At 57.5% G+C, this 22,583-nt stretch carries 25 protein-coding genes and 3 pseudogenes; 5 read left to right on the forward strand and 23 right to left on the reverse strand.

Annotation, left to right across the window (positions count from 1 at the left end; genetic code table 11):
• Positions 1-16: 16 nt before the first annotated feature.
• A complete protein-coding gene (gene fpr / locus ACYZTW_RS26925; RefSeq protein ID WP_003443014.1) occupies positions 17-796 on the reverse strand; it encodes a ferredoxin-NADP reductase in 780 nt (259 codons plus the stop codon).
• A gap of 150 nt (positions 797-946) precedes the next feature.
• Between fpr and ACYZTW_RS26930 the strand changes: the two genes are divergently transcribed.
• Positions 947-1,873 carry a LysR family transcriptional regulator gene (locus tag ACYZTW_RS26930; protein WP_462002505.1) on the forward strand — a complete coding sequence of 309 codons (927 nt, stop codon included), beginning with the start codon at positions 947-949 and terminating at the stop codon, positions 1,871-1,873.
• On the opposite strand, the gene ACYZTW_RS26935 is transcribed toward ACYZTW_RS26930, so the two are convergent.
• The 3 genes from ACYZTW_RS26935 to ACYZTW_RS26945 form a co-directional block, all read right to left on the reverse strand.
• Complete coding sequence (locus ACYZTW_RS26935; RefSeq protein WP_008010143.1) at positions 1,870-2,232, reverse strand: diacylglycerol kinase; 363 nt, start codon at positions 2,230-2,232, stop codon at positions 1,870-1,872. The two genes, ACYZTW_RS26930 and ACYZTW_RS26935, sit on opposite strands and share 4 nt — an antisense overlap.
• Before the next feature lie 76 nt (positions 2,233-2,308).
• Complete coding sequence (gene erdR, locus ACYZTW_RS26940; protein ID WP_462002506.1) at positions 2,309-2,959, reverse strand: response regulator transcription factor ErdR; 651 nt, start codon at positions 2,957-2,959, stop codon at positions 2,309-2,311.
• A gap of 233 nt (positions 2,960-3,192) precedes the next feature.
• A complete protein-coding gene (locus ACYZTW_RS26945) occupies positions 3,193-3,927 on the reverse strand; it encodes a tRNA-uridine aminocarboxypropyltransferase (protein ID WP_462002507.1) in 735 nt (244 codons plus the stop codon).
• Positions 3,928-4,116: 189 nt separating this feature from the next.
• Here ACYZTW_RS26945 and ACYZTW_RS26950 point away from each other — a divergent pair, with 189 nt between their 5' ends.
• Positions 4,117-4,542 carry a PA3611 family quorum-sensing-regulated virulence factor gene (locus ACYZTW_RS26950; protein ID WP_008153984.1) on the forward strand — a complete coding sequence of 142 codons (426 nt, stop codon included), beginning with the start codon at positions 4,117-4,119 and terminating at the stop codon, positions 4,540-4,542.
• Here ACYZTW_RS26950 and ACYZTW_RS26955 read toward each other — a convergent pair whose 3' ends face one another.
• Positions 4,543-4,737 carry a hypothetical protein gene (locus ACYZTW_RS26955; protein WP_123365876.1) on the reverse strand — a complete coding sequence of 65 codons (195 nt, stop codon included), beginning with the start codon at positions 4,735-4,737 and terminating at the stop codon, positions 4,543-4,545.
• A 369-nt stretch (positions 4,738-5,106) separates the two neighbouring features.
• Here ACYZTW_RS26955 and ACYZTW_RS26960 point away from each other — a divergent pair, with 369 nt between their 5' ends.
• Positions 5,107-6,225 (forward strand): LOG family protein, encoded by a 1,119-nt coding sequence (locus ACYZTW_RS26960; RefSeq protein ID WP_462002508.1) that lies wholly within the window; start codon positions 5,107-5,109, stop codon positions 6,223-6,225.
• Between the two features lie 42 nt (positions 6,226-6,267).
• On the opposite strand, the gene recX is transcribed toward ACYZTW_RS26960, so the two are convergent.
• From recX to ACYZTW_RS27020, 12 genes and pseudogenes are all read right to left on the reverse strand, one after another.
• Complete coding sequence (gene recX, locus ACYZTW_RS26965) at positions 6,268-6,735, reverse strand: recombination regulator RecX (RefSeq protein ID WP_223484115.1); 468 nt, start codon at positions 6,733-6,735, stop codon at positions 6,268-6,270.
• Positions 6,736-6,743: 8 nt separating this feature from the next.
• Positions 6,744-7,796: a recombinase RecA gene (gene recA, locus ACYZTW_RS26970; protein WP_007907270.1), complete on the reverse strand. Its 1,053-nt coding sequence runs from the start codon at positions 7,794-7,796 to the stop codon at positions 6,744-6,746.
• Between the two features lie 83 nt (positions 7,797-7,879).
• Positions 7,880-8,380: a CinA family protein gene (locus ACYZTW_RS26975; protein ID WP_462002509.1), complete on the reverse strand. Its 501-nt coding sequence runs from the start codon at positions 8,378-8,380 to the stop codon at positions 7,880-7,882.
• A gap of 80 nt (positions 8,381-8,460) precedes the next feature.
• Positions 8,461-8,967 (reverse strand): annotated as a pseudogene (locus ACYZTW_RS26980) (lysis system i-spanin subunit Rz).
• Positions 8,949-9,512, reverse strand: a complete 564-nt coding sequence (locus ACYZTW_RS26985) for a glycoside hydrolase family 19 protein (RefSeq protein WP_462002510.1) — start codon at positions 9,510-9,512, stop codon at positions 8,949-8,951. Before ACYZTW_RS26985 ends, ACYZTW_RS26980 begins: the two are co-directional and overlap by 19 nt.
• 35 nt (positions 9,513-9,547) lie before the next feature.
• A pseudogene (locus tag ACYZTW_RS26990) lies at positions 9,548-9,739 on the reverse strand (phage tail assembly chaperone); the annotation flags it as partial.
• A 63-nt stretch (positions 9,740-9,802) separates the two neighbouring features.
• Positions 9,803-9,970 (reverse strand): gp53-like domain-containing protein, encoded by a 168-nt coding sequence (locus ACYZTW_RS26995; RefSeq protein WP_462005845.1) that lies wholly within the window; start codon positions 9,968-9,970, stop codon positions 9,803-9,805.
• 68 nt (positions 9,971-10,038) lie between these two features.
• Positions 10,039-10,275, reverse strand: a pseudogene (locus ACYZTW_RS27000) (gp53-like domain-containing protein); the annotation flags it as partial.
• 85 nt (positions 10,276-10,360) lie between these two features.
• The gene (locus ACYZTW_RS27005; RefSeq protein WP_462002511.1) at positions 10,361-10,966 is read right to left on the reverse strand and encodes a tail fiber assembly protein; all 606 of its coding nucleotides are present in this window, start codon (positions 10,964-10,966) and stop codon (positions 10,361-10,363) included.
• 514 nt (positions 10,967-11,480) lie between these two features.
• Positions 11,481-11,828, reverse strand: a complete 348-nt coding sequence (locus tag ACYZTW_RS27010; protein ID WP_056739181.1) for a phage holin family protein — start codon at positions 11,826-11,828, stop codon at positions 11,481-11,483.
• Positions 11,829-11,985: 157 nt separating this feature from the next.
• The gene (locus ACYZTW_RS27015; RefSeq protein ID WP_462002512.1) at positions 11,986-12,420 is read right to left on the reverse strand and encodes a tail fiber assembly protein; all 435 of its coding nucleotides are present in this window, start codon (positions 12,418-12,420) and stop codon (positions 11,986-11,988) included.
• 538 nt (positions 12,421-12,958) lie between these two features.
• Positions 12,959-13,693 (reverse strand): XRE family transcriptional regulator, encoded by a 735-nt coding sequence (locus ACYZTW_RS27020; RefSeq protein ID WP_462005846.1) that lies wholly within the window; start codon positions 13,691-13,693, stop codon positions 12,959-12,961.
• Positions 13,694-13,904: 211 nt separating this feature from the next.
• Here ACYZTW_RS27020 and mutS point away from each other — a divergent pair, with 211 nt between their 5' ends.
• The gene (gene mutS, locus ACYZTW_RS27025; protein WP_462002513.1) at positions 13,905-16,484 is read left to right on the forward strand and encodes a DNA mismatch repair protein MutS; all 2,580 of its coding nucleotides are present in this window, start codon (positions 13,905-13,907) and stop codon (positions 16,482-16,484) included.
• A gap of 142 nt (positions 16,485-16,626) precedes the next feature.
• Positions 16,627-16,950: a ferredoxin FdxA gene (fdxA, locus tag ACYZTW_RS27030; RefSeq protein WP_003222178.1), complete on the forward strand. Its 324-nt coding sequence runs from the start codon at positions 16,627-16,629 to the stop codon at positions 16,948-16,950.
• Positions 16,951-17,433: 483 nt separating this feature from the next.
• Here fdxA and rpoS read toward each other — a convergent pair whose 3' ends face one another.
• The 6 genes from rpoS to ispF all read right to left on the reverse strand — a co-directional run bounded on the left by rpoS (position 17,434) and on the right by ispF (position 22,558).
• A complete protein-coding gene (rpoS, locus tag ACYZTW_RS27035) occupies positions 17,434-18,441 on the reverse strand; it encodes an RNA polymerase sigma factor RpoS (RefSeq protein ID WP_008154012.1) in 1,008 nt (335 codons plus the stop codon).
• A gap of 105 nt (positions 18,442-18,546) precedes the next feature.
• A complete protein-coding gene (locus tag ACYZTW_RS27040; protein ID WP_462002514.1) occupies positions 18,547-19,404 on the reverse strand; it encodes a peptidoglycan DD-metalloendopeptidase family protein in 858 nt (285 codons plus the stop codon).
• Between the two features lie 211 nt (positions 19,405-19,615).
• Positions 19,616-20,251 carry a protein-L-isoaspartate(D-aspartate) O-methyltransferase gene (locus tag ACYZTW_RS27045; protein WP_173860469.1) on the reverse strand — a complete coding sequence of 212 codons (636 nt, stop codon included), beginning with the start codon at positions 20,249-20,251 and terminating at the stop codon, positions 19,616-19,618.
• Positions 20,252-20,292: 41 nt separating this feature from the next.
• A complete protein-coding gene (gene surE, locus ACYZTW_RS27050; protein ID WP_462002515.1) occupies positions 20,293-21,042 on the reverse strand; it encodes a 5'/3'-nucleotidase SurE in 750 nt (249 codons plus the stop codon).
• Positions 21,030-22,088 (reverse strand): tRNA pseudouridine(13) synthase TruD, encoded by a 1,059-nt coding sequence (truD, locus tag ACYZTW_RS27055; protein WP_462002516.1) that lies wholly within the window; start codon positions 22,086-22,088, stop codon positions 21,030-21,032. Before truD ends, surE begins: the two co-directional genes overlap by 13 nt.
• Positions 22,085-22,558 (reverse strand): 2-C-methyl-D-erythritol 2,4-cyclodiphosphate synthase, encoded by a 474-nt coding sequence (gene ispF / locus ACYZTW_RS27060; protein ID WP_010462780.1) that lies wholly within the window; start codon positions 22,556-22,558, stop codon positions 22,085-22,087. The genes truD and ispF overlap by 4 nt, the downstream gene beginning before the upstream one ends.
• Positions 22,559-22,583: the final 25 nt, after the last annotated feature.

The following is a 22,583-nucleotide window of genomic DNA, read 5'->3' on the forward strand; positions in this document are numbered from 1 at the left end:
CAGTGATGCAGTGTACTTACTTCTCGACGAACGCACGCTCGATCAGGTAATCACCCGGCTCGCGCATCCGCGGCGATACTTTCAGGCCGAAGCTGTTCAACACTTCGCTGGTCTCGTCGAGCATGCTCGGGCTGCCGCACAGCATGGCGCGGTCGTCCTGCGGGTTGATCGGTGGCAGACCGATGTCGCTGAACAGCTTGCCGCTGCGCATCAGGTCGGTCAGGCGACCTTCGTTCTCGAACGGCTCACGGGTCACAGTCGGGTAGTAGATCAACTTGTCACGCAGGGCCTCGCCGAAGAACTCGTTCTGCGGCAAGTGCTCGGTGATGAACTCGCGGTAAGCGACTTCGTTGACGTAACGTACGCCGTGGCACAGGATCACTTTTTCGAAACGCTCGTAGGTTTCCGGGTCCTGGATGACGCTCATGAACGGCGCCAGACCGGTACCGGTGCTGAGCAGGTACAAATGTTTGCCAGGCTTCAAGTCATCCAGCACCAGCGTGCCGGTAGGCTTCTTGCTGATGATGATCTCGTCGCCTTCCTTCAGATGCTGCAGCTGGGAAGTCAGCGGGCCATCAGGCACCTTGATGCTGAAGAACTCGAGATGCTCTTCCCAGTTCGGGCTGGCAATCGAGTAAGCGCGCATGAGCGGCCGGCCGTTGGGCTGTTGCAGGCCGATCATCACGAACTGACCGTTCTCGAAGCGCAGGCCCGGATCGCGGGTGCACTTGAAGCTGAACAGAGTGTCGTTCCAGTGATGAACACTGAGGACACGCTCGTGGTTCATGTTGCTCATGTACGTGGGACTCCTGGAGATTTTGTCTGCGCGTGCTCTGCGCCTGCTCTGCAAAAAATGAGCTGCTGTGCGCAATTGCATCGCATTCTAATGGCAGCGACAATATCTGTTAACTGGATTATTAAGATAAGGGTTATCGGTTATATCGATATGCGATTTACTCTCCGTCAACTTCAAGTATTTGTCGCCGTCGCCCAGCAGGAAAGCGTGTCCCGTGCCGCGGGTCTGCTCAACCTCTCGCAGTCGGCGGCAAGCACCTCGATCACCGAGCTAGAGCGTCAGTGCAGTTGTCAGCTGTTCGACCGCGCCGGCAAACGGCTGAGCCTCAACGCCCTCGGCAAACAGCTGTTGCCGCAAGCGGTGGCGCTGCTCGATCAGGCCAAAGAAATCGAAGACTTGCTCAATGGCAAATCGGGATTCGGCTCTCTGGCGGTCGGCGCGACCCTGACCATCGGCAATTACCTGGCCACCTTGCTGATCGGCAGCTTCATGCAGCGCCATCCGGAAAGCCAGGTGAAGCTGCACGTGCAGAACACTGCCAACATTGTGCAGCAAGTCGCGCACTATGAAATTGATCTGGGTCTAATCGAAGGCGACTGCAGTCATCCGGACATCGAAGTGCAGAGCTGGGTCGAGGATGAGCTGGTGGTGTTCTGCGCGCCCCAGCATCCACTGGCCAAGCGCGGCGCGGCGACCATGGAAGAGCTGACCCACGAGGCCTGGATTCTGCGCGAACAGGGTTCTGGCACGCGACTGACCTTTGACCAGGCCATGCGTCACCATCGCAGCTCGCTGAATATCCGACTGGAACTGGAACACACCGAAGCGATCAAGCGTGCGGTGGAGTCCGGGTTGGGGATTGGCTGTATTTCGCGTCTGGCGCTGCGCGACGCGTTCCGCCGCGGCAGCCTGGTGCCGGTGGAAACGCCAGATCTGGACCTGGCGCGGCAGTTTTATTTCATCTGGCACAAACAGAAATATCAGACGTCGGCGATGCGAGAATTCCTCGACCTGTGCCGCGCTTTCACCGCCGGGGTTCAGCGCAGCGACGAGATTGTTCTGCCGACTATCGCTTAAAGCAGAATCACCGCCCATACCAGCGCGATCATGCTCAACGCCACGAACTGCGCAGCGCTGCCCATGTCCTTGGCGTTCTTGGACAGCGGGTGCAATTCAAGGGAAATACGGTCGATGGCCGCTTCCACTGCCGAATTGAGCAGTTCGACGATCAACGCCAGCAGGCAGACTGCAATCAGCAACGCCTGCTCGACACGGCTGACATTCAGGAAGAACGACAGCGGGATCAATATGACGTTGAGCAACACCAGTTGCCGAAAGGCCGCTTCGCCGGTGAAGGCTGCGCGCAGACCGTCCAGCGAATAACCGGAGGCGTTGAGGATGCGTTTTAGGCCGGTTTGGCCTTTGAAAGGTGACATAACGTAGGCAACTGACCAAAAAGAAAGTGGGAAAGCTAGATTAATCAAAGTCAAAAAAGCGTGAACATGACGCGCCTTAGTGGCTCGAAATTGACTCAAGTTGTTGCAAGAGCAAAGCCGCCTGGGTCCGGGTCCGCACATTCAGCTTGCGAAAAATCGCCGTCACGTGGGCCTTGATTGTCGCTTCGGAAACACTCAGCTCGTAGGCAATCTGCTTATTCAGCAAGCCTTCACAGACCATGGTCAGTACACGAAACTGCTGCGGCGTCAGGCTCGCAAGACCTTCGCTGGCAGCCTTGGCTTCGGCGGAAACGCTGACCGCCTCGAACGCCTGAGGCGGCCAGAACACATCACCATCGAGTACTGCACGTACGGCTTTCTGGATGACGGTCAAATCACTGGACTTGGGAATGAAGCCGCTGGCGCCGAACTCACGGGACTTCACCATGATCGAGGCTTCTTCCTGGGCCGATACCATGACCACCGGAATCTGCGGATACTGACCGCGCAGCAACACCAGCCCTGAAAAACCGTAGGCCCCCGGCATGTTCAGGTCCAGCAGCACCAGATCCCAGTCGGACTTCTCGTCCAGACGGGTTTCCAGCTCGGCAATGCTTGCCACTTCCACCAGACGGACTTCCGGGCCCAGGCCCAGAGTCAACGCTTGATGCAGGGCGCTACGAAAAAGAGGGTGGTCATCGGCAATCAGGATTTCGTATGTGGCCATTTTTCAAATGATCCTGTTTTTCAAACAACTCGAGGTACAGCCACGGAGCTGTACCAACAGGGCACGTTCAACGCCAATCACGTGGCTATCCACGTAAAGAATACGGCGTATCAAACTTGGCCGCGCCCTAATCGGCGCCAAGCATGCCCAGCGAAGCCGGGGTGGTCAAGGTGCATGGCCAGTACAGTTCTTTGCAGTATGGGCGACAATCAACGCGTGACAGGGGCGCCGATTTATACAAAAGGCATCAGCTCGGCGTGTGCCGGTGTTGAAACATTCATTTCAAGCTGATGTTTGGCATCAAGGTAATGTTGGCTGAACACGTCGAAATAAGCGTCCAGTGCCGCCGCAGCCTCGGTATCACCCGCCAGATCGAGACACAACGCCGCCACTTCGGCTGTGCATAAATGCTCACTGCGGGTCGACCGGCGCAACCGGTACCGCGACAGCTTCTCGGGCAACAGGCTAAGGATTGGCAGCCGATCAAAGTAGGGGCTTTTGCGGAAAATCTTCCGGGCTTCTGTCCAGGTGGCATCCAGCAGAATGAACAGCGGACGCTTCGAACTATCGGCATCGACGCTGTTTGTGACACGCTCGGGTTCGACGTACTCACCCGGAAACACCAGATAGGGCTGCCATTGCGGGTCGGCCAGCAGCGCCAGCAATTGCTCATCAACCTCCGTACGCGACCAGATGAATGCATGGTTGTCGCGTACCACATCGGCGATCAGCCAACCGGTGTTGCTCGGCTTGAACACTTCCTTGTTGGTCATGATCAGGCACACGCCAGAACGGGCCTCGACCTGCGGGCGCCAGGCGCACAGGCAGTGGCTCTCGATCACGCGGCAGGCTCGGCAACGCGGCGCCCTCCAGCCTCGGGCCTGAATCGGCTTGATGCCCTCTTCCTCTCGCTCATCGCGCAAGCGGGCTACTGCGTTTGCAGCAAAGCATGGGGTTGCAGGGTTCATCGCAGGCAACGCCGGCAGGGGGAAAAAATCGACACGAAAAACACTCGGCAGGGCAGAAAGTGGCGGCAGTTTATCAGAGCACCCGGCGCAAGCCTGTACCGTCCAGGCCTCGTCCCCTATAATTCGCCGCCACTGAACGCACAGTCATGTGATGGGTCGAACCACCAGTCACTGAACCAGGAGAGTTTCATGCTGCGCCTTATCGTTCCCACCGCTGCCATTTTGCTGGCGTCGTCCTTCAGCGCTCAGGCCGCTTCCTTGAGTGAGCAGAATCTCAACAGAGAGCTGCGAAACGTCGCTACACAAAGCAGTGTTGGCACTCCACGGGCGATCAACGAAGACATTCTTGATCAGGGCTACACCGTCGAAGGCAACACGCTGATCAACCATCTAAGCGTACAAAGCAGCCACGCCAACAAGATGCGTGCCGACCCGAAAGCCGTGTATTTCCAGCTTGGCGCCTCTGTATGCAACAACCCATCGTTCCGCAAACTGATGGCCAAGGGCGCGGTCATGCGTTACGACTTCACTGAGGTGAAGACCAACCGCTCAGTCGGCTCCGCCAGCTATCAGGAGTCGGACTGCCCGAAAGCGGCTCCGGCCAAGAAGAAGTAATCATCGGGAAGTGGCGCGCCGCTGTTCATCCTCGGCGCGCAGTTCTGCCAACAACGCCTGCAAATAACGTGAACGTCGGTCGGCCCCCTCCAGACGCCGGCAGCACTCTTCTTCGAGACTCAAATGATTGGTCTCGGCTGATGATTTCAGTAATCGATACAGTTGCGTATCGATCTCCAGAATGACTCTGGTCATAGCATCCCGCCTCCCTGCACTTCGCCCTTGTTTGAGCGATAAAATCCTTGAACCGCTTGTACCGTGCGTCCTGCCTTTGACGCAACAAAGTTGTCGTGGCATGCCTGTCATTTAGTAAATCAGACTGTCAGACACTCGGCTTACGTTCAGACGAGCGGTGAAAGCACCTTGCAAATCGCCAATAAGCGGTTGCCAGGAAAGACTTTGCGGCGCAATGATCAAGTCAGCGAAAATCTCCGCGAGGGTCTAGATTCATAGTGTTCACGTTTACTTTTCAGGGCAGGAAAGGGGCTGCCCATTGCGCGTCTTATTGTGCGAATGTTTCCTTCATCCAAGGGAAAAACAGAGCCTGTATGGAAGGAGAAGTTGATGCCTTACCAACCGAATGACCTCCTGAGCCGTCATTTTGAAGAAAGCGGCCACGACCTCATCAGCAAGGTCGAAGAGCAACTCAACCTGGTTTCACCCAACAGCCCGAACATCCCGATTTACCGCGACATGATCCTGACCGTGCTGCGCATGGCCCAGGAAGATCACAACCGCTGGAATGCCAAGATTACCCTTCAAGCCCTGCGTGAACTGGAGCACGCCTTCCGGGTACTCGAGCAGTTCAGGGGGCGCCGCAAAGTCACCGTTTTTGGCTCGGCCCGAACACCGATAGAACATCCTTTATACGGCCTGGCCCGGGAACTTGGCGCCGCGCTGGCGCGCTCCGACCTGATGGTCATCACCGGTGCCGGTGGTGGCATCATGGCGGCGGCCCACGAAGGTGCTGGCCTGGCACACAGCCTGGGATTCAATATCACCCTGCCCTTCGAGCAGCATGCCAATCCCACCGTGAATGGCACCACCAATCTGCTGCCCTTCCACTTCTTCTTTACCCGCAAGCTGTTCTTCGTCAAGGAAGCCGATGCGCTGGTCCTGTGCCCTGGCGGTTTCGGTACCCTGGATGAAGCGCTGGAAGTGCTGACACTGATCCAGACCGGTAAAAGCCCGCTGGTGCCCGTGATACTGCTGGACGCTCCCGGCGGCACGTTCTGGCAAGGCGCGTTGGACTTCATTCACCATCAACTGGAGGAAAATCGCTACATCCTGCCGACCGATATGAAACTCGTGAGTCTGGTCTACTGCGCGGAAGAAGCTGTGGAGCAGATCAACCAGTTCTACAGCAACTTCCACTCCAGCCGCTGGCTCAAGCATCAATTCGTGATCCGCATGAATCACAAGCTCAGCGACCACGCGCTCGAACACATGCAGGAGGCATTTGCCGACCTGTGTCTGAGCGATCATTTCCATCAACATACTTACAGCGGAGAGGAACACGACGAACCGCAGTTCAGCCACCTGGCGCGACTCGCTTTCACCTTCAACGCCCGTGATCATGGACGTCTGCGGGAACTGGTGGACTACATCAACCTGCCGGAAAACTGGGCGCAGTCCAAACCCCAGGCGCAACAGCGCACGCGGGAACCATCCAAGGTTTCGTAGGCAAAAAAAACGGCCCGCTATCGAAATAGCGAGCCGTTTCAGTCAATCGTCCATCCCTCGGCCGCTGAACAAGCGGCCGATCATTTCCATGGAATATCCCCGATAACTCAGGAACCTGCCCTGTTTGGCACGTTCCCGGGCATCTATTGGTAAATGCCCGGAAAACTTTCGCCGCCAGGTGTCTTCCAGTTGTTCCTGCCAGTTGATACCGCTCTCACGCAAAGCAAGTTCGATGTCGGTACGTTGCAGGCCGCGCTGGCTCAATTCTTCGCGAATACGCAAAGGGCCATAACCGGAACGGGCACGGTAGGAAACAAAGCTTTCGAGGTAGCGGGATTCGGACAGCAGGCCTTCTTCCGTCAAACGGTCGAGTGCCGTGTCGATCATTTCAGGGAGGGCGCCGCGTTGACGCAGTTTACGCGTCAACTCGACTCGACCGTGCTCGCGTCGCGCGAGCAGGTCCATTGCGGTTCGCCGCACCGCGACGAGTGTATCGAGTACGGCGGTCATCGGATCAATCAGATATCAGCGTCAGCCAGGTCATCAGCAGTCTCTTTGACTGGCGATGCTTTAACGTCCGGTGCTGGAGTCAGCAACTTGTCGCGCAGCTGCTTCTCGAGCTTGGCGGCGATTTCCGGATTGTCTGCCAGGAACTTGGCCGAGTTGGCCTTGCCCTGACCGATCTTGGTGCCTTCATAGGCATACCAGGCGCCGGACTTCTCAACAAAACCGTGCAGCACGCCCAGGTCGATCATCTCGCCATTGAGGTAGATGCCTTTGCCATAAAGAATCTGGAACTCGGCCTGACGGAACGGCGAAGCCACCTTGTTCTTCACAACCTTGACGCGGGTTTCGCTACCGACAACTTCATCACCTTCTTTCACCGCGCCGGTACGGCGGATGTCCAGACGAACCGAAGCGTAGAACTTCAGCGCGTTACCACCGGTGGTGGTTTCCGGGCTGCCGAACATCACACCGATTTTCATACGGATCTGGTTGATGAAGATAACCAGGCAGTTGGCGTTCTTGATGTTACCGGTGATTTTACGCAGCGCCTGGGACATCAGACGGGCTTGCAGGCCCACGTGCATGTCACCCATTTCGCCTTCGATTTCTGCCTTTGGAACCAGAGCCGCCACGGAGTCGACGATGATCACGTCAACGGCGTTGGAACGCACCAGCATGTCGGTGATTTCCAGGGCTTGCTCGCCGGTGTCCGGCTGCGAAACCAGCAGGTCGTCGACGTTGACGCCCAGTTTGCCGGCGTATTCAGGGTCGAGGGCGTGCTCGGCATCGACGAATGCGCAGGTCGCGCCGGCTTTTTGAGCCTGGGCGATCACCGACAGTGTCAGCGTGGTTTTACCGGAGGATTCAGGACCGTAGATTTCAACGATACGGCCTTTTGGCAGACCGCCAATGCCGAGCGCGATATCCAGACCCAGAGAGCCAGTGGAGATAGCCGGGATCGCCTGACGGTCCTGATCGCCCATACGCATTACGGCACCCTTGCCGAATTGACGTTCGATCTGACCCAGGGCCGCAGCCAAGGCTTTCTTCTTGTTGTCGTCCATTAAAGTCCTCACGTAATCAATAAGGCCTGACGGCCAACACCTGTATAAGTAGCCAGTATTATTCCACAGCGTTTCAGGATCGCCTACCCCTGATTTGAGATTTCTCCAGTGGCATGGCGCAGCAGCCCCTCTAGCGCGGCCTTAACCGTTTGTCGGCGGACCTCGTCACGGTTGCCGGGAAAGTACTGCACCTCGCTGAACACCTGTTCACCAACGCCCCAGGCCAGCCACACGGTGCCTACCGGCTTGCTCGGCGAACCGCCATCCGGTCCCGCCACACCGCTGACCGCCACGGCAAAACGCGCCCGGCTTTTCTCCTGCGCGCCTCGGGCCATGGCCTCGACCACCTCGCGACTGACCGCTCCCACCGTCGAAAACAACTCGACCGGGACATTCAATTGCTCGGTTTTCTGGCGATTGGAATAGGTGACATAACCAGCCTCGAACCACGCCGAACTCCCCGGAATCCGGGTGATCGCCTCGCTGATCCCGCCGCCGGTACAGGACTCGGCGGCGGTGACGTGAGCATTGAGAACCTGCAAGCGCCTGCCAAGTTCAGCGGCCAGTTGGGTGATTTCTTTCACGGTCATCTCCTGAGCAAGCGGAATGAGAACTACCGTACACGAGCGGATAGCGCTTGCAAGGCGCAGGATCGATCAAAATGTTAGCGAGCGAGGGCTCTGATATAAGCCTGACAGGCCTGCAAGGCAATCAGTCCGCGGTCGCCGGCGTCGGTGATGGCGATAATTCGCTGAGCATGCGCCGGGTCAAGTCGGGCTCGCGCCACTCCATGATCCACGCTGCCGGCTCCGGAGGCGGTTGGCATTGCGTAGACAGAGGCGGTGTCATGGGCGTTGAGGAGGACTGACAGGCGCACATCAGCAGTGGCAAGACGATCGCGCAGGCGCGACCTTGATCACGTTGGGCATCGCTAAGCGCTCGATAATGGGTTTGCTCACTGGCCGACAGCCGCTGCTCCAGTGCTAGACGCTTGTCCTGCTTGGCCTGTTGCTGCCTCGGCGTGCAGCGTGGCCTGTTCCGCCAGTTGCCGGCCATACCGCCAATCCTGAAAGTGCCAGGTCAGCGCCGCCGAGCCGCCGGCCAACACAGCCAGAAACACAACAACGCCAATGATGCGGTAAGGCACCGGGATCAAACCGAAGGCTGGCATAACACCGCCCCCGCCCGCGCCCAGAGTTGCAAGCGATCCTGCAAACCGTTCAGGCCGCCGTTGATGCGACGGGTGATGCTGTTGAACTGGTCGCGGTCGGCCAGTTCGTTGAAGCCATTTTGCTCCCAGAACCACGCGGCCGATTCGGCGGCCCATTGGGGTTGTTCCAGCAATTCAGGCAAAAACAGTAAACGATCATCACCGAAGAGTCCGAGACTGCACTGACGGTAATTGTCGCGGCCAGTGATCTGAATCAGGCCTCGGCCACGGTACTTTTGACCGTCGCCGTCAGGCTCTGGCGTATTGCCAAGGCGGACAGCCAGCGCGCCAGTGTCGTACTTGCTCAAGTATTGAGCGCTCCCCAACTCGCGCACGTATTGCAACTGCCCCGATTCGTGACCGACTTGCGCGAGGAAGGCGGCGATACGTTTTGGGGTGTTGATGTTGCGGTGAGACATGGCTGTGTTCAGGGCGGAAATGAAAACGCCCGCTTGGGAGCGAGCGCTGGGCATAACAATCTGTAGTTGTTGCTGCGTAACTGTCATATAGCCCCCAGGCCCTGACGAGTGTCTGGTTCGTGTCAAAGATATCCAGCCAGCCAAAGTGGCGCACTGGGTCGATGCTCGCTGAAAGGAAAGAACGACTCTTGCGGCCAATCCCGAAGTGCACGGCGATAGGCGTGCAATTCGGCGTATTGATCGGTGGTCAATGTTGTACCGCCGCCGTCCTCCAGTTCGTCCCTGTCGCGGGCGACCATACTGTCAGTGGCCGATAACCGACTATCACTAGTTCACGCTCCACCCCGCCTGTACCTGATCGGAAAAATTCCGGGCTTTCAGGCGGCAGCCCTGTTTGGTACCGGTCCCCCGACCAGGATGACCATCGCCCCGTCGCCGCCCACATGGGTGGCCACGAGCGAAGAAAAAGCCGTCGGGAACGAGATCGGGAAGGTGATATAGACATCGCCATTGGCATCCGTGGTGCCGACGCCCCATTGTTCAATGCTGCCACTGGGATACTTCTGGTAACCGACGTTGCCATAGACGCCGGAGAAGGACGAAGCGTACTTGTCTCGAACTGTGGCGCGGTCACAAACAGCTTGTTACTGCGCAACGCCGTCAACAGTTGATCGTTACTCGCCTCTGACGGTTTGATACCGGCAGCCTCGATGACTTTCAACAACTCCAGAGTGACACCGTTGCCGCAGCTGGCAGGGATCAAAGAACCCGGAGTCCCCGTGATCGAGTTTTCATCGACAAACTTGCCGTCCACCAAACCGGCGCTGGGGACACTATTGGGATAGTCCACGGTATATCCTTCCGTTGGTATTTTGCAGGCAGCCGTGTGCTGGCAACACAAGACTGCACTTCCAGTTATCAATAAGTTTCAGGGTTTATACGGTTACGACACTGACAGGTGAAGCCGGCCAGTCAATGATCAGCGGGAAGTCCGGTTGCTGTTCAATGTTCATCAACTTGAGCGTATAGCGTTTCCACTCTTGCAGAGTGGCCAGTTGAACATTGGTGGCCTCACCTAGTTCATAAGCGTATTGCAGCGGCGCGACGCGAATAACAATCTCACGCAGACGATTGTCTCGCTCGGCGTCGGCTTGAGCGGTTTTGCCTGTTCGTTCGGCAGCCAAGTCCAGCACCCAGTCATCATTCAGCCAAACATAATATTCGCCGGGACGAGGCTTGACGGTCAGATAGTCAGGCAACGGGCCCAACTCGTACCAGAATTCAAGGCCACCTGTGTCTTTGCGATACACCGGGCGGTTGCGCAAATCGATCAGTTGCGAAGCGGCACCGTTACGCCAAACCCAGACATAGCCCGTTTCGGCGGCCAGCAATGCTTCCGGCAACTCTATGGCATTGCCTGGCAGGACAACGCCCATACCGGGGATCTCCGGCAACTCCACCGGACCGACGATTTCCTGCGTTGTTTCATAAACATAGTAATAAACCATAAACACCTCTATTGAAAAATCTTGAGCATCCATTAAAAAACGCAGACCAACGTTAATTTCAGATGAGTTTTATTCTGCCTGGGTAGGCGACATTTCGTGGACGCGTTTCTATACCGCCGGTAACTTCGGTAAAACCAAGACTGCTCGGACCTTGATTGAATAGAGCATCGGGAGCGACTGACCCGGCACCTGAGGGAACACCCAACATGTCGCTTTTTAGTTCATGTCTGTGTGACTTCAATATATCAACTTGCCAACTACCAGCCATTCGACCTAGGTCAACACTGCGACCTTCGTCAACAACCCTCGGGGTACTGGCTTGCAGCGTTTCGAGGTCGATGCCAGCAGCCACGCGATTGCCGAGGGTTGGGCAGTGATCACGCAGTTGGGTAATTAGGGGGGGTGATCTTCATGGTGTTTTCACCGGGCAATAAAAAACCCGCTTGTTGGCGGGCTTGAGTGAAAGGTACTGGCCTTGGGAAACCCGCGTCCTTGCGGGTCGGATGCCGGTCGGCACCGCTGCTCGCCATTCCATTGGGCTTTGTGTTCAGTGGTCCTGGCGGGTATCTCGCGGCGGTACTTCGCAAACGCCAATCCGCTTGGCCGCCCAACGTTCATAAAGGCCAATGGCAACATCTGCCCCGGCCATCGCCGTCAGGCAACCGAACGCGCAAGCCGTCCAGATCGACACGCCGGCGGCATACAGCAGCATGATTGCCGAGACCCCGCAGACCATGCAGGCCCCGGACCGCAAGGCCAGACGCCGCAGCAATGACCAGCCACGGGCGCCCTCCTTGTCGGCACGCCACATTTCGCCGGACACCCCGCCCACCAGGGCGAGGACGATGACGAGCCAGATCGGCATGTCCAGCAACGCTTGTTGCTCGTTTGTCATGTCACGCCTCCGGGGGGTGATTGATGAGTGATGGGTGTGTCTTTTAAAACGGTGTCTCTTGAGGTGCCTGACGATAGGTAGGCATTCCAAAAAGCCCGGTGTTGGCCGGGCTTTTCAGTAATGCGGTCCCATCTCTGGGTTTGACTGTCCTGGCGAATTACCAGGGCGCTACTGGCCAGTTGATCGTGGACGGATAGCCGGGTTGATTTTTTACTTCGCTGACGGCAACAACGTATTGCTTGTAAGCAAGCAATACCGCTTCATCTGCAGGAGTGGCGAGGCCGAGATCTACCTTGTATTGCAAGGGGTTGAACATCAGCCAACGAGCAGCCTCATCAAACTGCTTCTGCATGCGAGCAGAGGTAAGAATGAAATACTCCTCATGAGTCGGCTCAGTGAAGACCCATCCCCTATCAAAAAAATACTGAGCCTTCCATCCCTCTTGAGCTGTTGTGTCACCTGTTACATCAAGCCATGAACCAGACACTCCGCCTGGCTGGGTAGTGGGCATGGCTTCCTCAGTGTCCAACACCTGAATGACTATTGAATAGGCAGTTTTATAGGCTGTTTCTATGAGTACATAACGGTTCATTCTGTTGTCCTAGTGATTGACTCTCAACGCACGCTGATTTTCAGTTCTGCCCACCTGCCAGCGCGTTGATAACGTCAGGTAGGTACTCGAAAAAACCCGGCACTCGCCGGGCTTTTCAGTAATGCGGTCCTTCGCCTTCCTTTAATCCTGTGTCAAAAAGGAAGCTGACTTTTCGGCGCTACTGGCGCGGTACGAGTCCATTCAAATTGTTTTTCCGACCGCGGTCCCTGCCCGCCGGATAACTACTTGTGGTGCTTTACGCTGCACACCCGGGTCAGTTGCCAACCCTCTGAACCGTTGAGGCCGGTTCATCGCTGCCTTTGTGGTGGAACTAAAGAGCTTCGTTTCGAGCTGCTTTGTTGAGCGGCTTGAGACAAATAATATGCATTGATGCATATACAGTCAATGCATAAACGCATTTATTTATGTATTTAAAATGCGTTAGCGCATGAAAGTCCCACAGGCAAAGGCGCTGACGGCTTTTCGGCAGGCGAAAAAAAACCCGCTCGGTGGCGGGTTTTATCTGATAGCGGTGAGGTTAACGGGCGTACATGCCCCACCAGAAGACGTGACCGAGGATGACAATCTGCTCTTCCTGGATTTCCTGGAAGGTGTAGTCCTCGTCCGGATGTTCATCGCGATTGAAGCTGCGCAGGCGTATCCCGGTAGGCAGGCGATAAAGCTGTTTCACCCGCAGTTGGCCGTTATGGTTGATGGCATAAAGGTCGCCATCCACGATATCGCCGATCCCGCACTTGCCGGCATTAACGCCGACGGTGGCGCCGTCGCGCAGTACCGGCAACATACTGTTGCCGCGCACCGTCACGCATTTGGCCTGGTCGAACTGAACGCCGTTGTGGCGCAAACTCCGCTTGCCGAAGCGCAGGCTAGAGCGTTCGCTCTCCTCAATGACGAATCTTCCTGATCCAGCAGCCAATTCAACCTCGCGAAGAAAGGGGACCGATACCTCGTCATCATCGACGGGCGTATCGTCGTCCCACAGACTTATGTCCTTGAGTTCCGAATGCAATTGATCACGCCCGGTGCTGGCTGCCGGCGCGACATCCGCACGGCCCCGCAACTGGTCGGTGCTCACGGCGAAGTACTCGGCGATCTTCGAGATGTGTTTATCCGAGGGATCGACGATCTTCCCGCTGAGAATCCGCGAGAGAGTGGATTGAGGCACGCCGGTGCGACGGTGAAGCTCCGTGGGGGAGATCCCGTGCCGATCGAGCAGCGCTCTTAAGACGGTAGAAACATTGCGTTTTTGCATAACGCGCATAGTGCTTGTTCTTTTCGCGGAAGACAAATGCCAAATTGCATAAATTTCGCATATGTCGTGCATAGACAGAAGAAATGTACCGCGGGGCTTTCATGCCTGCGTCGGGTGGACCGCCCATGTTAACCTTGCGCCCATCGCGGAAAAGCCGGGCCGATGCCCCTCCTTTGCCCTACACCTTTCAACGAATTTGCCTGATTATCCGATGAATAAAGCGCTCTCTGATTTGTCCTCCCACACGCCAATGATGCAGCAGTACTGGCGCCTGAAAAACCAGCACCCAGACCAGCTGATGTTCTATCGCATGGGCGATTTCTACGAGATCTTCTATGAAGACGCGAAGAAGGCCGCCAAATTGCTGGACATCACCCTGACCGCCCGTGGGCAGTCGGCAGGTCAGGCGATTCCGATGTGTGGGATTCCTTACCATGCCGCGGAAGGCTACCTGGCGAAACTGGTCAAGCTCGGCGAGTCGGTGGTGATCTGTGAGCAGGTCGGCGACCCGGCTACCAGCAAAGGGCCGGTGGATCGTCAGGTGGTGCGGATCATCACGCCCGGTACGGTCAGCGATGAAGCGCTGCTGGATGAGCGTCGAGATAACCTGATCGCGGCGGTGCTGGGTGACGAGCGTCTGTTTGGCCTGGCGGTGCTGGACATCACCAGCGGCAACTTCACCGTGCTGGAGATCAAAGGCTGGGAAAACCTGCTGGCGGAACTGGAGCGGGTCAATCCGGTGGAGTTGATGATCCCGGACGACTGGCCGAAAGATCTGCCGGCGGAGAAACGTCGTGGGGTTCGTCGCCGTGCGCCGTGGGATTTCGAGCGTGACTCGGCACTGAAAAGTCTTTGCCAGCAGTTTTCTACCCAGGACTTGAAAGGTTTCGGTTGCGAAAACCTGACCCTGGCCATCGGTGCCGCCGGTTGCCTGCTCAGTTACGCCAAGGAAACCCAGCGCACCGCCCTGCCCCATTTGCGCAGTCTGCGTCATGAACGCCTGGACGACACCGTGGTGCTGGACGGCGCGAGCCGTCGCAACCTGGAACTGGACACCAACCTGGCCGGCGGTCGCGACAACACCCTGCAATCGGTGGTCGATCGGTGCCAGACCGCCATGGGCAGCCGTCTGCTGACCCGCTGGCTGAACCGTCCGCTGCGGGATCTGACCGTATTGCTGGCGCGCCAGACCTCGATCACCTGCCTTCTCGACGGTTACCGCTTCGAGAAACTGCAACCGCAGCTCAAGGAAATCGGCGACATCGAGCGGATCCTGGCGCGGATCGGCCTGCGCAATGCCCGTCCTCGTGACCTGGCTCGCCTACGCGATGCGCTCGGTGCCTTGCCTGAGTTGCAAGTGGCGATGACTGAGCTGGAAGCTCCGCACATCATTCAACTGGCGAAGACCACCAGCACCTACCCGGAACTGGCGGCACTGCTGGAAAAAGCCATCATCGACAACCCACCGGCCGTCATTCGTGACGGTGGTGTATTGAAAACCGGTTACGACGCCGAGTTGGACGATTTGCAATCGCTCAGCGAGAACGCCGGGCAATTCTTGATCGACCTCGAAGCCCGTGAGAAGGCCCGCACCGGTCTGTCTCATCTGAAGGTCGGTTACAACCGCATTCATGGCTACTTCATCGAGTTGCCAAGCAAGCAGGCTGAGTCGGCGCCGGCAGACTATATCCGTCGCCAGACGTTGAAAGGTGCCGAGCGCTTCATTACCCCGGAACTGAAAGCGTTCGAAGACAAAGCCCTGTCGGCAAAGAGCCGCGCCCTGGCTCGCGAGAAGATGCTCTACGAAGCACTGCTCGAAGATTTGATCGCCCAGTTGCCACCGTTGCAGGACACCGCCGCGGCACTGGCCGAGCTGGACGTGCTGAGCAACCTTGCCGAACGTGCGCTGAATCTCGATCTGAATTGCCCGCGCTTCGTCAGTGAGCCGTGCATGCGCATCAGCCAGGGTCGTCACCCGGTGGTCGAGCAAGTACTGACCACGCCGTTCGTGGCCAACGACCTGAGCCTCGACGACAACACCCGCATGCTGGTGATCACCGGTCCGAACATGGGCGGTAAATCCACCTACATGCGCCAGACCGCTCTGATCGTGCTGCTGGCACACATCGGCAGCTTCGTGCCGGCGGCCAGTTGCGAGCTGTCTCTGGTGGACCGGATCTTTACCCGGATCGGTTCCAGCGATGACCTGGCCGGCGGGCGTTCGACCTTCATGGTCGAAATGAGCGAAACCGCGAACATTCTGCACAACGCCACCGAGCGCAGCCTGGTGCTGATGGACGAAGTCGGTCGCGGCACCAGCACCTTCGACGGTCTGTCCCTGGCCTGGGCTGCGGCCGAACGCCTGGCGCACCTGCGAGCTTACACGCTGTTCGCTACCCACTACTTCGAGCTGACCGTACTGCCGGAAGCCCAACCGCTGGTGGCGAACGTGCACCTTAACGCCACTGAGCACAACGAACGCATCGTGTTCCTGCACCACGTGCTACCAGGGCCTGCCAGCCAGAGCTACGGCCTTGCGGTTGCACAGTTGGCCGGTGTGCCGAGCGAAGTGATCGTGCGCGCGCGCGAACACCTGGGCCGGTTGGAAGCGACCGCCCTGCCTCATGAAGTTCCCAAGACTGCCAAAGGCAAACCGGTGGCGCCGCAGCAGAGCGACATGTTCGCCAGCCTGCCGCACCCGGTGCTGGATGATCTGGCCAAACTTGATCTGGACGACATGACTCCGCGTCGGGCGCTCGAAATGCTCTATACACTAAAGACACGGATCTAACGCACTTGCCTGCAAGCTGTTAGAATCTCGCGCGGTTTGGGATGCTGCTGGCTTATAGCCTGACCAGCAGACTATCGCTCCCAAACCTGGCGACCCCAACGTGAAGGGGCTCCGCTGCCGCCGCCTGAGGAGAAAATTAGAAATGACCTTCGTCGTCACCGACAACTGCATCAAGTGCAAGTACACCGACTGCGTAGAAGTCTGTCCGGTGGACTGCTTTTACGAAGGCCCGAACTTCCTGGTGATTCACCCGGATGAGTGCATCGACTGCGCACTGTGCGAACCAGAATGCCCTGCCGTGGCCATCTTCTCCGAAGATGAAGTCCCGGAAGACATGCAGGAGTTTATTCAGCTGAACGTTGAGCTGGCGGAAATCTGGCCCAACATCACCGAGAAGAAAGAATCGTTGCCCGATGCCGAAGAGTGGGATGGCGTCAAAGGCAAGATCAAAGACCTCGAACGCTGATTACCCCCGCGCTCTCGAAAAGGCCCCTTGCGGGCCTTTTTGCTTTTCTGCAGGCAAAAAAAAGGGGCGGTTTGACCCGCCCACATTTTTTCCCTATTCCCTGTGTTCCTTTTCATCGTCCTGATGAATCGCTTCCTGCGATGTCCTTCCCCCTCATCCTTGAAGGGTGTGTCTGTCCGTCGACACAGTTCAGATACTAGAGAGTTCCCTACCGAGAGCAATCGCCCCCGATAGCTGAAACTGCCTGTCATAAGCTGTTAATATAAAAAAATATCCATATAAATCAATTAGTTAATCTTATCTCACGTAGGAATATGTACGACTGCTACCCATAGAGTTAGCGAACACTTACGAAAGAGTAAGCAAACTCTTACAACGAGAGACTACAAACCAGAGGACTTACGGCGGGAACTTCCTGCCTGTCTCCCAGCCAATAAAAAACCCCGAACCAGTCGGGGCCTTTAATGCCAGCCAGCAAATCGCTTATTGAAACAGCGACTCACTCGACAGACCATTCTTCTCGAGAATCTCCCGAAGACGCTTCAGGCCTTCAACCTGAATCTGTCTGACCCGCTCCCGGGTCAGGCCAATCTCCAGGCCTACATCTTCAAGCGTGCTGCTCTCGTGACCGCGCAGACCGAAGCGGCGTATCACCACTTCACGTTGCTTGTCGGTCAGCTCCGAGAGCCATTGATCGATGCTCTGGGACAGGTCGTCATCCTGCAACAGTTCACATGGATCGGTTGGACGGTCATCGGTAAGGGTGTCCAGCAGGGTTTTATCCGAATCCGGACCCAGCGAGACGTCGACCGAAGAAACCCGCTCGTTCAGGCCGAGCATGCGCTTGACCTCGCCCACTGGTTTTTCCAGCAGGTTGGCGATTTCTTCGGGTGAGGGTTCGTGATCGAGTTTTTGCGTCAGCTCCCGTGCAGCCCGCAGGTACACGTTGAGCTCTTTGACCACATGAATCGGCAACCGGATGGTCCGGGTCTGATTCATGATCGCGCGTTCGATGGTTTGACGAATCCACCAGGTCGCGTAGGTCGAAAAGCGGAAGCCGCGTTCGGGGTCGAACTTCTCTACCGCCCGGATAAGCCCGAGGTTGCCCTCTTCGATCAGGTCCAGCAGCGACAGGCCACGATTGACGTAACGCCGGGCGATTTTCACCACCAGCCGCAGGTTACTTTCAATCATGCGTTTGCGCCCGGCCGGATCTCCACTTTGCGACAAGCGCGCAAAATGAACTTCTTCTTCGGGGGACAGCAGAGGGGAGAAACCAATCTCATTGAGGTACAGCTGCGTGGCATCGAGCGCACGCGTGTAGTCAATGTACTTGTGTTGCTTTAACGAGGCGGAGTGTTTGGATTTGGCACGAACGGAAGGTGGAGCAGCCCCTTCATCATTCGACATCGAATCCGTACCGATGCCGGTCTCCATCAGGAGAACCTCATCGTCGATGTCAAACTCCGGCACTTCTTTACTGAGAGCCATTGTTATAGTCCTTTGGTGAGTTCGACCTCAGGCTCAAGCGGCGCCTTTATCCTTGGCAACGCTGGAGCCTGTTCCCTCTACGCGACGGAACAGGCTGGAAAGCGATCAACGACGCGGCAGGAATTGCAGCGGATCTACTGGTTTACCTTGTCGGCGAATCTCAAAATGCAGCTTCACCCGGTCTGTACCCGTTGACCCCATTTCGGCAATTGTCTGTCCGACCTTGACTTGCTGCCCCTCCCGAACCAACAGCCTGCGGTTATGTCCGTAGGCACTGACGTAGGTATCGCTGTGTTTGATGATGACTAATTCGCCGTAGCCCCTTAAGCCACTCCCGGCGTACACCACCGTCCCATCAGACGCAGCTAAAACAGGCTGTCCCAAATCCCCGGCGATATCAATTCCTTTATTCAAACTGCCGTTTGAAGAGAATTTTCCAATCAGAATGCCATTAGATGGCCATCCCCAGCCGGTCGGGGCCGGACCGGCAGGAGGCATCGGAGCAGGGGTCGGCTTGCTGGCGACGGACGGTGCAACCACTGCTGTGCTCGTGGTTGCGCCATTCGCCTGGCGCCGGATAACCGTGGTTTTCAGCGACGAAGAAGGCGTTGAATCGGTGGAACTGGCCACCGGCGTCGGCGTTGATCCGGTGCGACCGTCAAAGCGAATCGTCTGACCCGGATGGATCGTGTAAGGCGTAGGAATGTTGTTGCGTGCCGCGAGGGCCTTGTAGTCCCAGCCGTAGCGAAAGGCGATGGAGAACAAGGTGTCTTTAGGTCGGACGACGTATTGACCCGTGGTCACAGCCGGACGCTGGGCGACAGCGTTGTTGCCATCGACGACGCTCACATCGCTCGATTTGTTGCTGGAGCAACCGACCAGCAAGGTGCTCAAGACAAGGCCAGTCACCAGGCGCTGAAAGCTCGTTTTACCCATTCGCTGCGCAATGACTGTGAGACTCACCCGCCGCTCCCTTTGTGGTGGCTGAAAATGTGGATTGCCGTGGTCCGGCATGAAATGTCGCAAGTATAACGGGCCGTGCAGGCTTTACCTTTAATGAAGCGAAATGGCTTCGCGCACACGTTTGCTGCCTGACGATGAATCCCGTTTAACTGATCGATGCCGCTGTAAGACAGGAGCAATCGAAGAGAATTCAGCGCGCTCAAACAAATGCTCAGGCAAGTGGCCCATTGAGTAACGGGACGAAGCGAACAGCCCCCAGAACACGCCTGGAAAAGCCCTGCTCTTCCCGGATGATCAGCATCAATTGTTGAACCTCACCCGACCCGACCGGGATCACCAGCCGCCCTCCCGGCGCCAATTGATCGAGCAGCGCCTGAGGTACATCGGTCGCCACCGCGGTCACGATAATGCCGTTGTACGGCGCCAGCGCCGGCCAGCCTTCCCAACCATCGCCCCAGCGGAACACCACGTTGCGCAGGTTCAGTTCCACCAGGCGTTCCTTGGCCCGATCCTGCAGAACCTTGATGCGCTCGACGGAAAAAACCCGTTCAACCAGTTGCGACAGCACCGCCGTCTGGTAGCCCGAGCCGGTGCCGATTTCCATCACCTTGTCGAGCGGACCTGCCTCCAGCAGCAACTCGCTCATGCGAGCCACCATATAAGGCTGCGAGATGGTCTGGTTATTCCCGATCGGCAGCGCCGTGTCTTCGTAGGCACGGTGAGCCAGCGCCTCGTCGACGAACAGGTGACGCGGTGTACGGCGAATGACTTCCAGCACCTTGGCGTTGGAAATCCCCTCTTCATACAGGCGCTGAATAAGGCGTTCACGGGTCCGTTGAGAGGTCATCCCGATGCCGCGACGCAGAATATCGTCTTGTTCACGAGCCATTAGTTCAGCCCCTCCAGCCAGCCATCGAGACTTCTGAAGGCATCATTAAAGGTGCGATCCAGTTGCAGTGGGGTGATTGAAACATAGCCTTGCATCACCGCATGAAAATCGGTGCCCGGGCCGCCGTCTTCGGCATCCCCCGCCGCCGCGATCCAATAACCGGATTTACCGCGCGGATCGACCACCTTCATCGGCGCTGCAGCACGTGCGCGATGTCCGAGGCGGGTCAGCTGAATACCGCGGATATGGTCCAACGGCAAATTGGGAATGTTCACGTTCAGTACCGTACGCGGTGGCAGTTCAAGGTCCGCGTGAGCTTCTATCAGTTTGCGCGCAAAGTACGCGGCGGTGGGAAGGTTCTCCACTTGCCGTGAGACCAACGAAAAGGCAAACGAAGGAAGCGCCAGGAAACGTCCCTCAAGGGCCGCCGCCACGGTGCCGGAATACAACACGTCATCACCCAGGTTGGCGCCCAGGTTGATACCCGAAACCACCATGTCCGGCTCGCGCTCCAGCAGGCCATTGAGGCCCAGGTGCACGCAATCGGTCGGTGTGCCATTGAGGCTGATAAAGCCGTTGGCCAGGGTTTGCGGGTGTAACGGACGGTCGAGCGTCAGCGAGCTGCTGGCGCCGCTTTTGTCTTGGTCCGGGGCGATAACCACGCATTCGGTGTAATCCGCCAGCGCAGCATAAAGCGCGGCGAGACCGGGTGCGGTTACCCCATCGTCGTTAGAAATCAGAATACGCATGGGCTGTCCGTCTGCCCCACCGGCACCAGATCAACGAGCTCGCGCACCAATACGGTGGCGAAGCATCCGGCCGGGAGGACGAATTCCAGTTGCAGAATGTCAGGCTCGGGATAATGCCACGTCAACCCACCAATGGGCAGCCGCAGGATGCGACGTTCGTGGCTCATACCGGCGTTAATCAACCAATCACGCAAGTCCGCTTCGCGAGTGGCGATTGCCTGCTCCAATTCATGGACAACGCCAGTGGCCGGCGAGTCACCTTCGCCCCACTGCGGACCGGTCGGGTGCAGATCGAGAATCGCCAGACGCGGGTCGCTGCACTCGGCTTCACCGGCTGGAAAAAAGCTGCGACTGTCAGTGAAGGCCAGCAGATCGCCAACCTGAGCACGCTGCCAGCTGCCATCGGCGACACGGGCCGCCAACACCTGATTAAACAGAAAACTGCGCGCCGTAGAGAGCAGACGCGAACGCACGTTGCGCTGCTCCGGCAAGGCTTTTCGAGCAGCCCACGCACGGGCATCGACCACGTTACCGCCGTCAAACCCAAAACGCTGGGCGCCGAAATAATTGGGAATACCTTGCTTGGCGATCAGTTGCAGACGCTCGTCGATCGCCGCTTTGTCGCCAGCGAATTGCGTCAGTCGCAACGTGAAGCCATTGGCCGAGTGAGCGCCGCGTTGCAGTTTGCGTTTGTGCCGGCCGGTCTTGAGGATTTTCAGCGTATCGTTTTGAGCCGCCGACAGATCAGGATCGGCCTTGCCCGGCAGTTGCACGCTGAACCACTGGCGAGTCAGCGCCTGACGATCCTTGAGGCCTGCGTAACTGACGGTGCGCAATGGCACGCCCGCCGCCTTGGCGATCCGCCGTGCCGCTTCTTCGGTATTCAGACCGCGCTTTTCCACCCAGATCCACAAGTGTTCGCCGTCGCCACTGAGGGGAATATTGAGGACTTCATCGACCTGAAAATCTTCCGCTGTGGCTTTCAATACTGCGGTGCCGAGGGCTTGGCCATAGGCCCGCGGGCCGAGCAATTGCAGTTCGTTCATGCGCGCAGCAACAAGGCAACGGAGTGCACGGCAATGCCTTCTTCGCGACCGACAAAGCCGAGCTTTTCGGTGGTGGTAGCTTTCACGTTCACTTGATCCAACTCAACTTGAAGATCCGCGGCAATCAGCGCGCGCATCGATTCGATATGCGGGGCCATTTTCGGCGCCTGGGCGACGATGGTGTTATCGACGTTGCCGACTTTCCAGCCCTTGGCGTGGATCAGTGCGACGACGTGACGCAACAGCACGCGGCTGTCGGCGCCCTTGAATGTCGGGTCGGTGTCCGGGAAGTGCTTGCCGATATCACCCAGCGCCGCGGCGCCGAGCAAGGCATCGCTCAAGGCGTGCAGCAGGACGTCACCGTCGGAATGAGCGAGCAGCCCGAAGCCGTGTGCAATCCGCACGCCGCCCAGAGTAATGAAATCGCCTTCAGCGAAACGGTGCACATCATAGCCGTGGCCAATACGCATAAAAAAACGCCCCGATTTTTGTCAG

Source organism: Pseudomonas sp. LB3P25, from assembly GCF_054897985.1.

Bases quoted from the DNA above. Each gene is read 5' to 3' on its own strand.
- fpr (WP_003443014.1), bottom strand. From the start codon at position 796: ATGAGCAACATGAACCACGAGCGTGTCCTCAGTGTTCATCACTGGAAC.
- ACYZTW_RS26930 (WP_462002505.1), top strand. From the start codon at position 947: ATGCGATTTACTCTCCGTCAACTTCAAGTATTTGTCGCCGTCGCCCAG.
- ACYZTW_RS26935 (WP_008010143.1), bottom strand. From the start codon at position 2,232: ATGTCACCTTTCAAAGGCCAAACCGGCCTAAAACGCATCCTCAACGCC.
- erdR (WP_462002506.1), bottom strand. From the start codon at position 2,959: ATGGCCACATACGAAATCCTGATTGCCGATGACCACCCTCTTTTTCGT.
- ACYZTW_RS26945 (WP_462002507.1), bottom strand. From the start codon at position 3,927: ATGAACCCTGCAACCCCATGCTTTGCTGCAAACGCAGTAGCCCGCTTG.
- ACYZTW_RS26950 (WP_008153984.1), top strand. From the start codon at position 4,117: ATGCTGCGCCTTATCGTTCCCACCGCTGCCATTTTGCTGGCGTCGTCC.
- ACYZTW_RS26955 (WP_123365876.1), bottom strand. From the start codon at position 4,737: ATGACCAGAGTCATTCTGGAGATCGATACGCAACTGTATCGATTACTG.
- ACYZTW_RS26960 (WP_462002508.1), top strand. From the start codon at position 5,107: ATGCCTTACCAACCGAATGACCTCCTGAGCCGTCATTTTGAAGAAAGC.
- recX (WP_223484115.1), bottom strand. From the start codon at position 6,735: ATGACCGCCGTACTCGATACACTCGTCGCGGTGCGGCGAACCGCAATG.
- recA (WP_007907270.1), bottom strand. From the start codon at position 7,796: ATGGACGACAACAAGAAGAAAGCCTTGGCTGCGGCCCTGGGTCAGATC.
- ACYZTW_RS26985 (WP_462002510.1), bottom strand. From the start codon at position 9,512: ATGACAGTTACGCAGCAACAACTACAGATTGTTATGCCCAGCGCTCGC.
- ACYZTW_RS27005 (WP_462002511.1), bottom strand. From the start codon at position 10,966: ATGGATGCTCAAGATTTTTCAATAGAGGTGTTTATGGTTTATTACTAT.
- ACYZTW_RS27010 (WP_056739181.1), bottom strand. From the start codon at position 11,828: ATGACAAACGAGCAACAAGCGTTGCTGGACATGCCGATCTGGCTCGTC.
- ACYZTW_RS27015 (WP_462002512.1), bottom strand. From the start codon at position 12,420: ATGAACCGTTATGTACTCATAGAAACAGCCTATAAAACTGCCTATTCA.
- ACYZTW_RS27020 (WP_462005846.1), bottom strand. From the start codon at position 13,693: ATGCAAAAACGCAATGTTTCTACCGTCTTAAGAGCGCTGCTCGATCGG.
- mutS (WP_462002513.1), top strand. From the start codon at position 13,905: ATGAATAAAGCGCTCTCTGATTTGTCCTCCCACACGCCAATGATGCAG.
- fdxA (WP_003222178.1), top strand. From the start codon at position 16,627: ATGACCTTCGTCGTCACCGACAACTGCATCAAGTGCAAGTACACCGAC.
- rpoS (WP_008154012.1), bottom strand. From the start codon at position 18,441: ATGGCTCTCAGTAAAGAAGTGCCGGAGTTTGACATCGACGATGAGGTT.
- ACYZTW_RS27045 (WP_173860469.1), bottom strand. From the start codon at position 20,251: ATGACCTCTCAACGGACCCGTGAACGCCTTATTCAGCGCCTGTATGAA.
- surE (WP_462002515.1), bottom strand. From the start codon at position 21,042: ATGCGTATTCTGATTTCTAACGACGATGGGGTAACCGCACCCGGTCTC.
- truD (WP_462002516.1), bottom strand. From the start codon at position 22,088: ATGAACGAACTGCAATTGCTCGGCCCGCGGGCCTATGGCCAAGCCCTC.
- ispF (WP_010462780.1), bottom strand. From the start codon at position 22,558: ATGCGTATTGGCCACGGCTATGATGTGCACCGTTTCGCTGAAGGCGAT.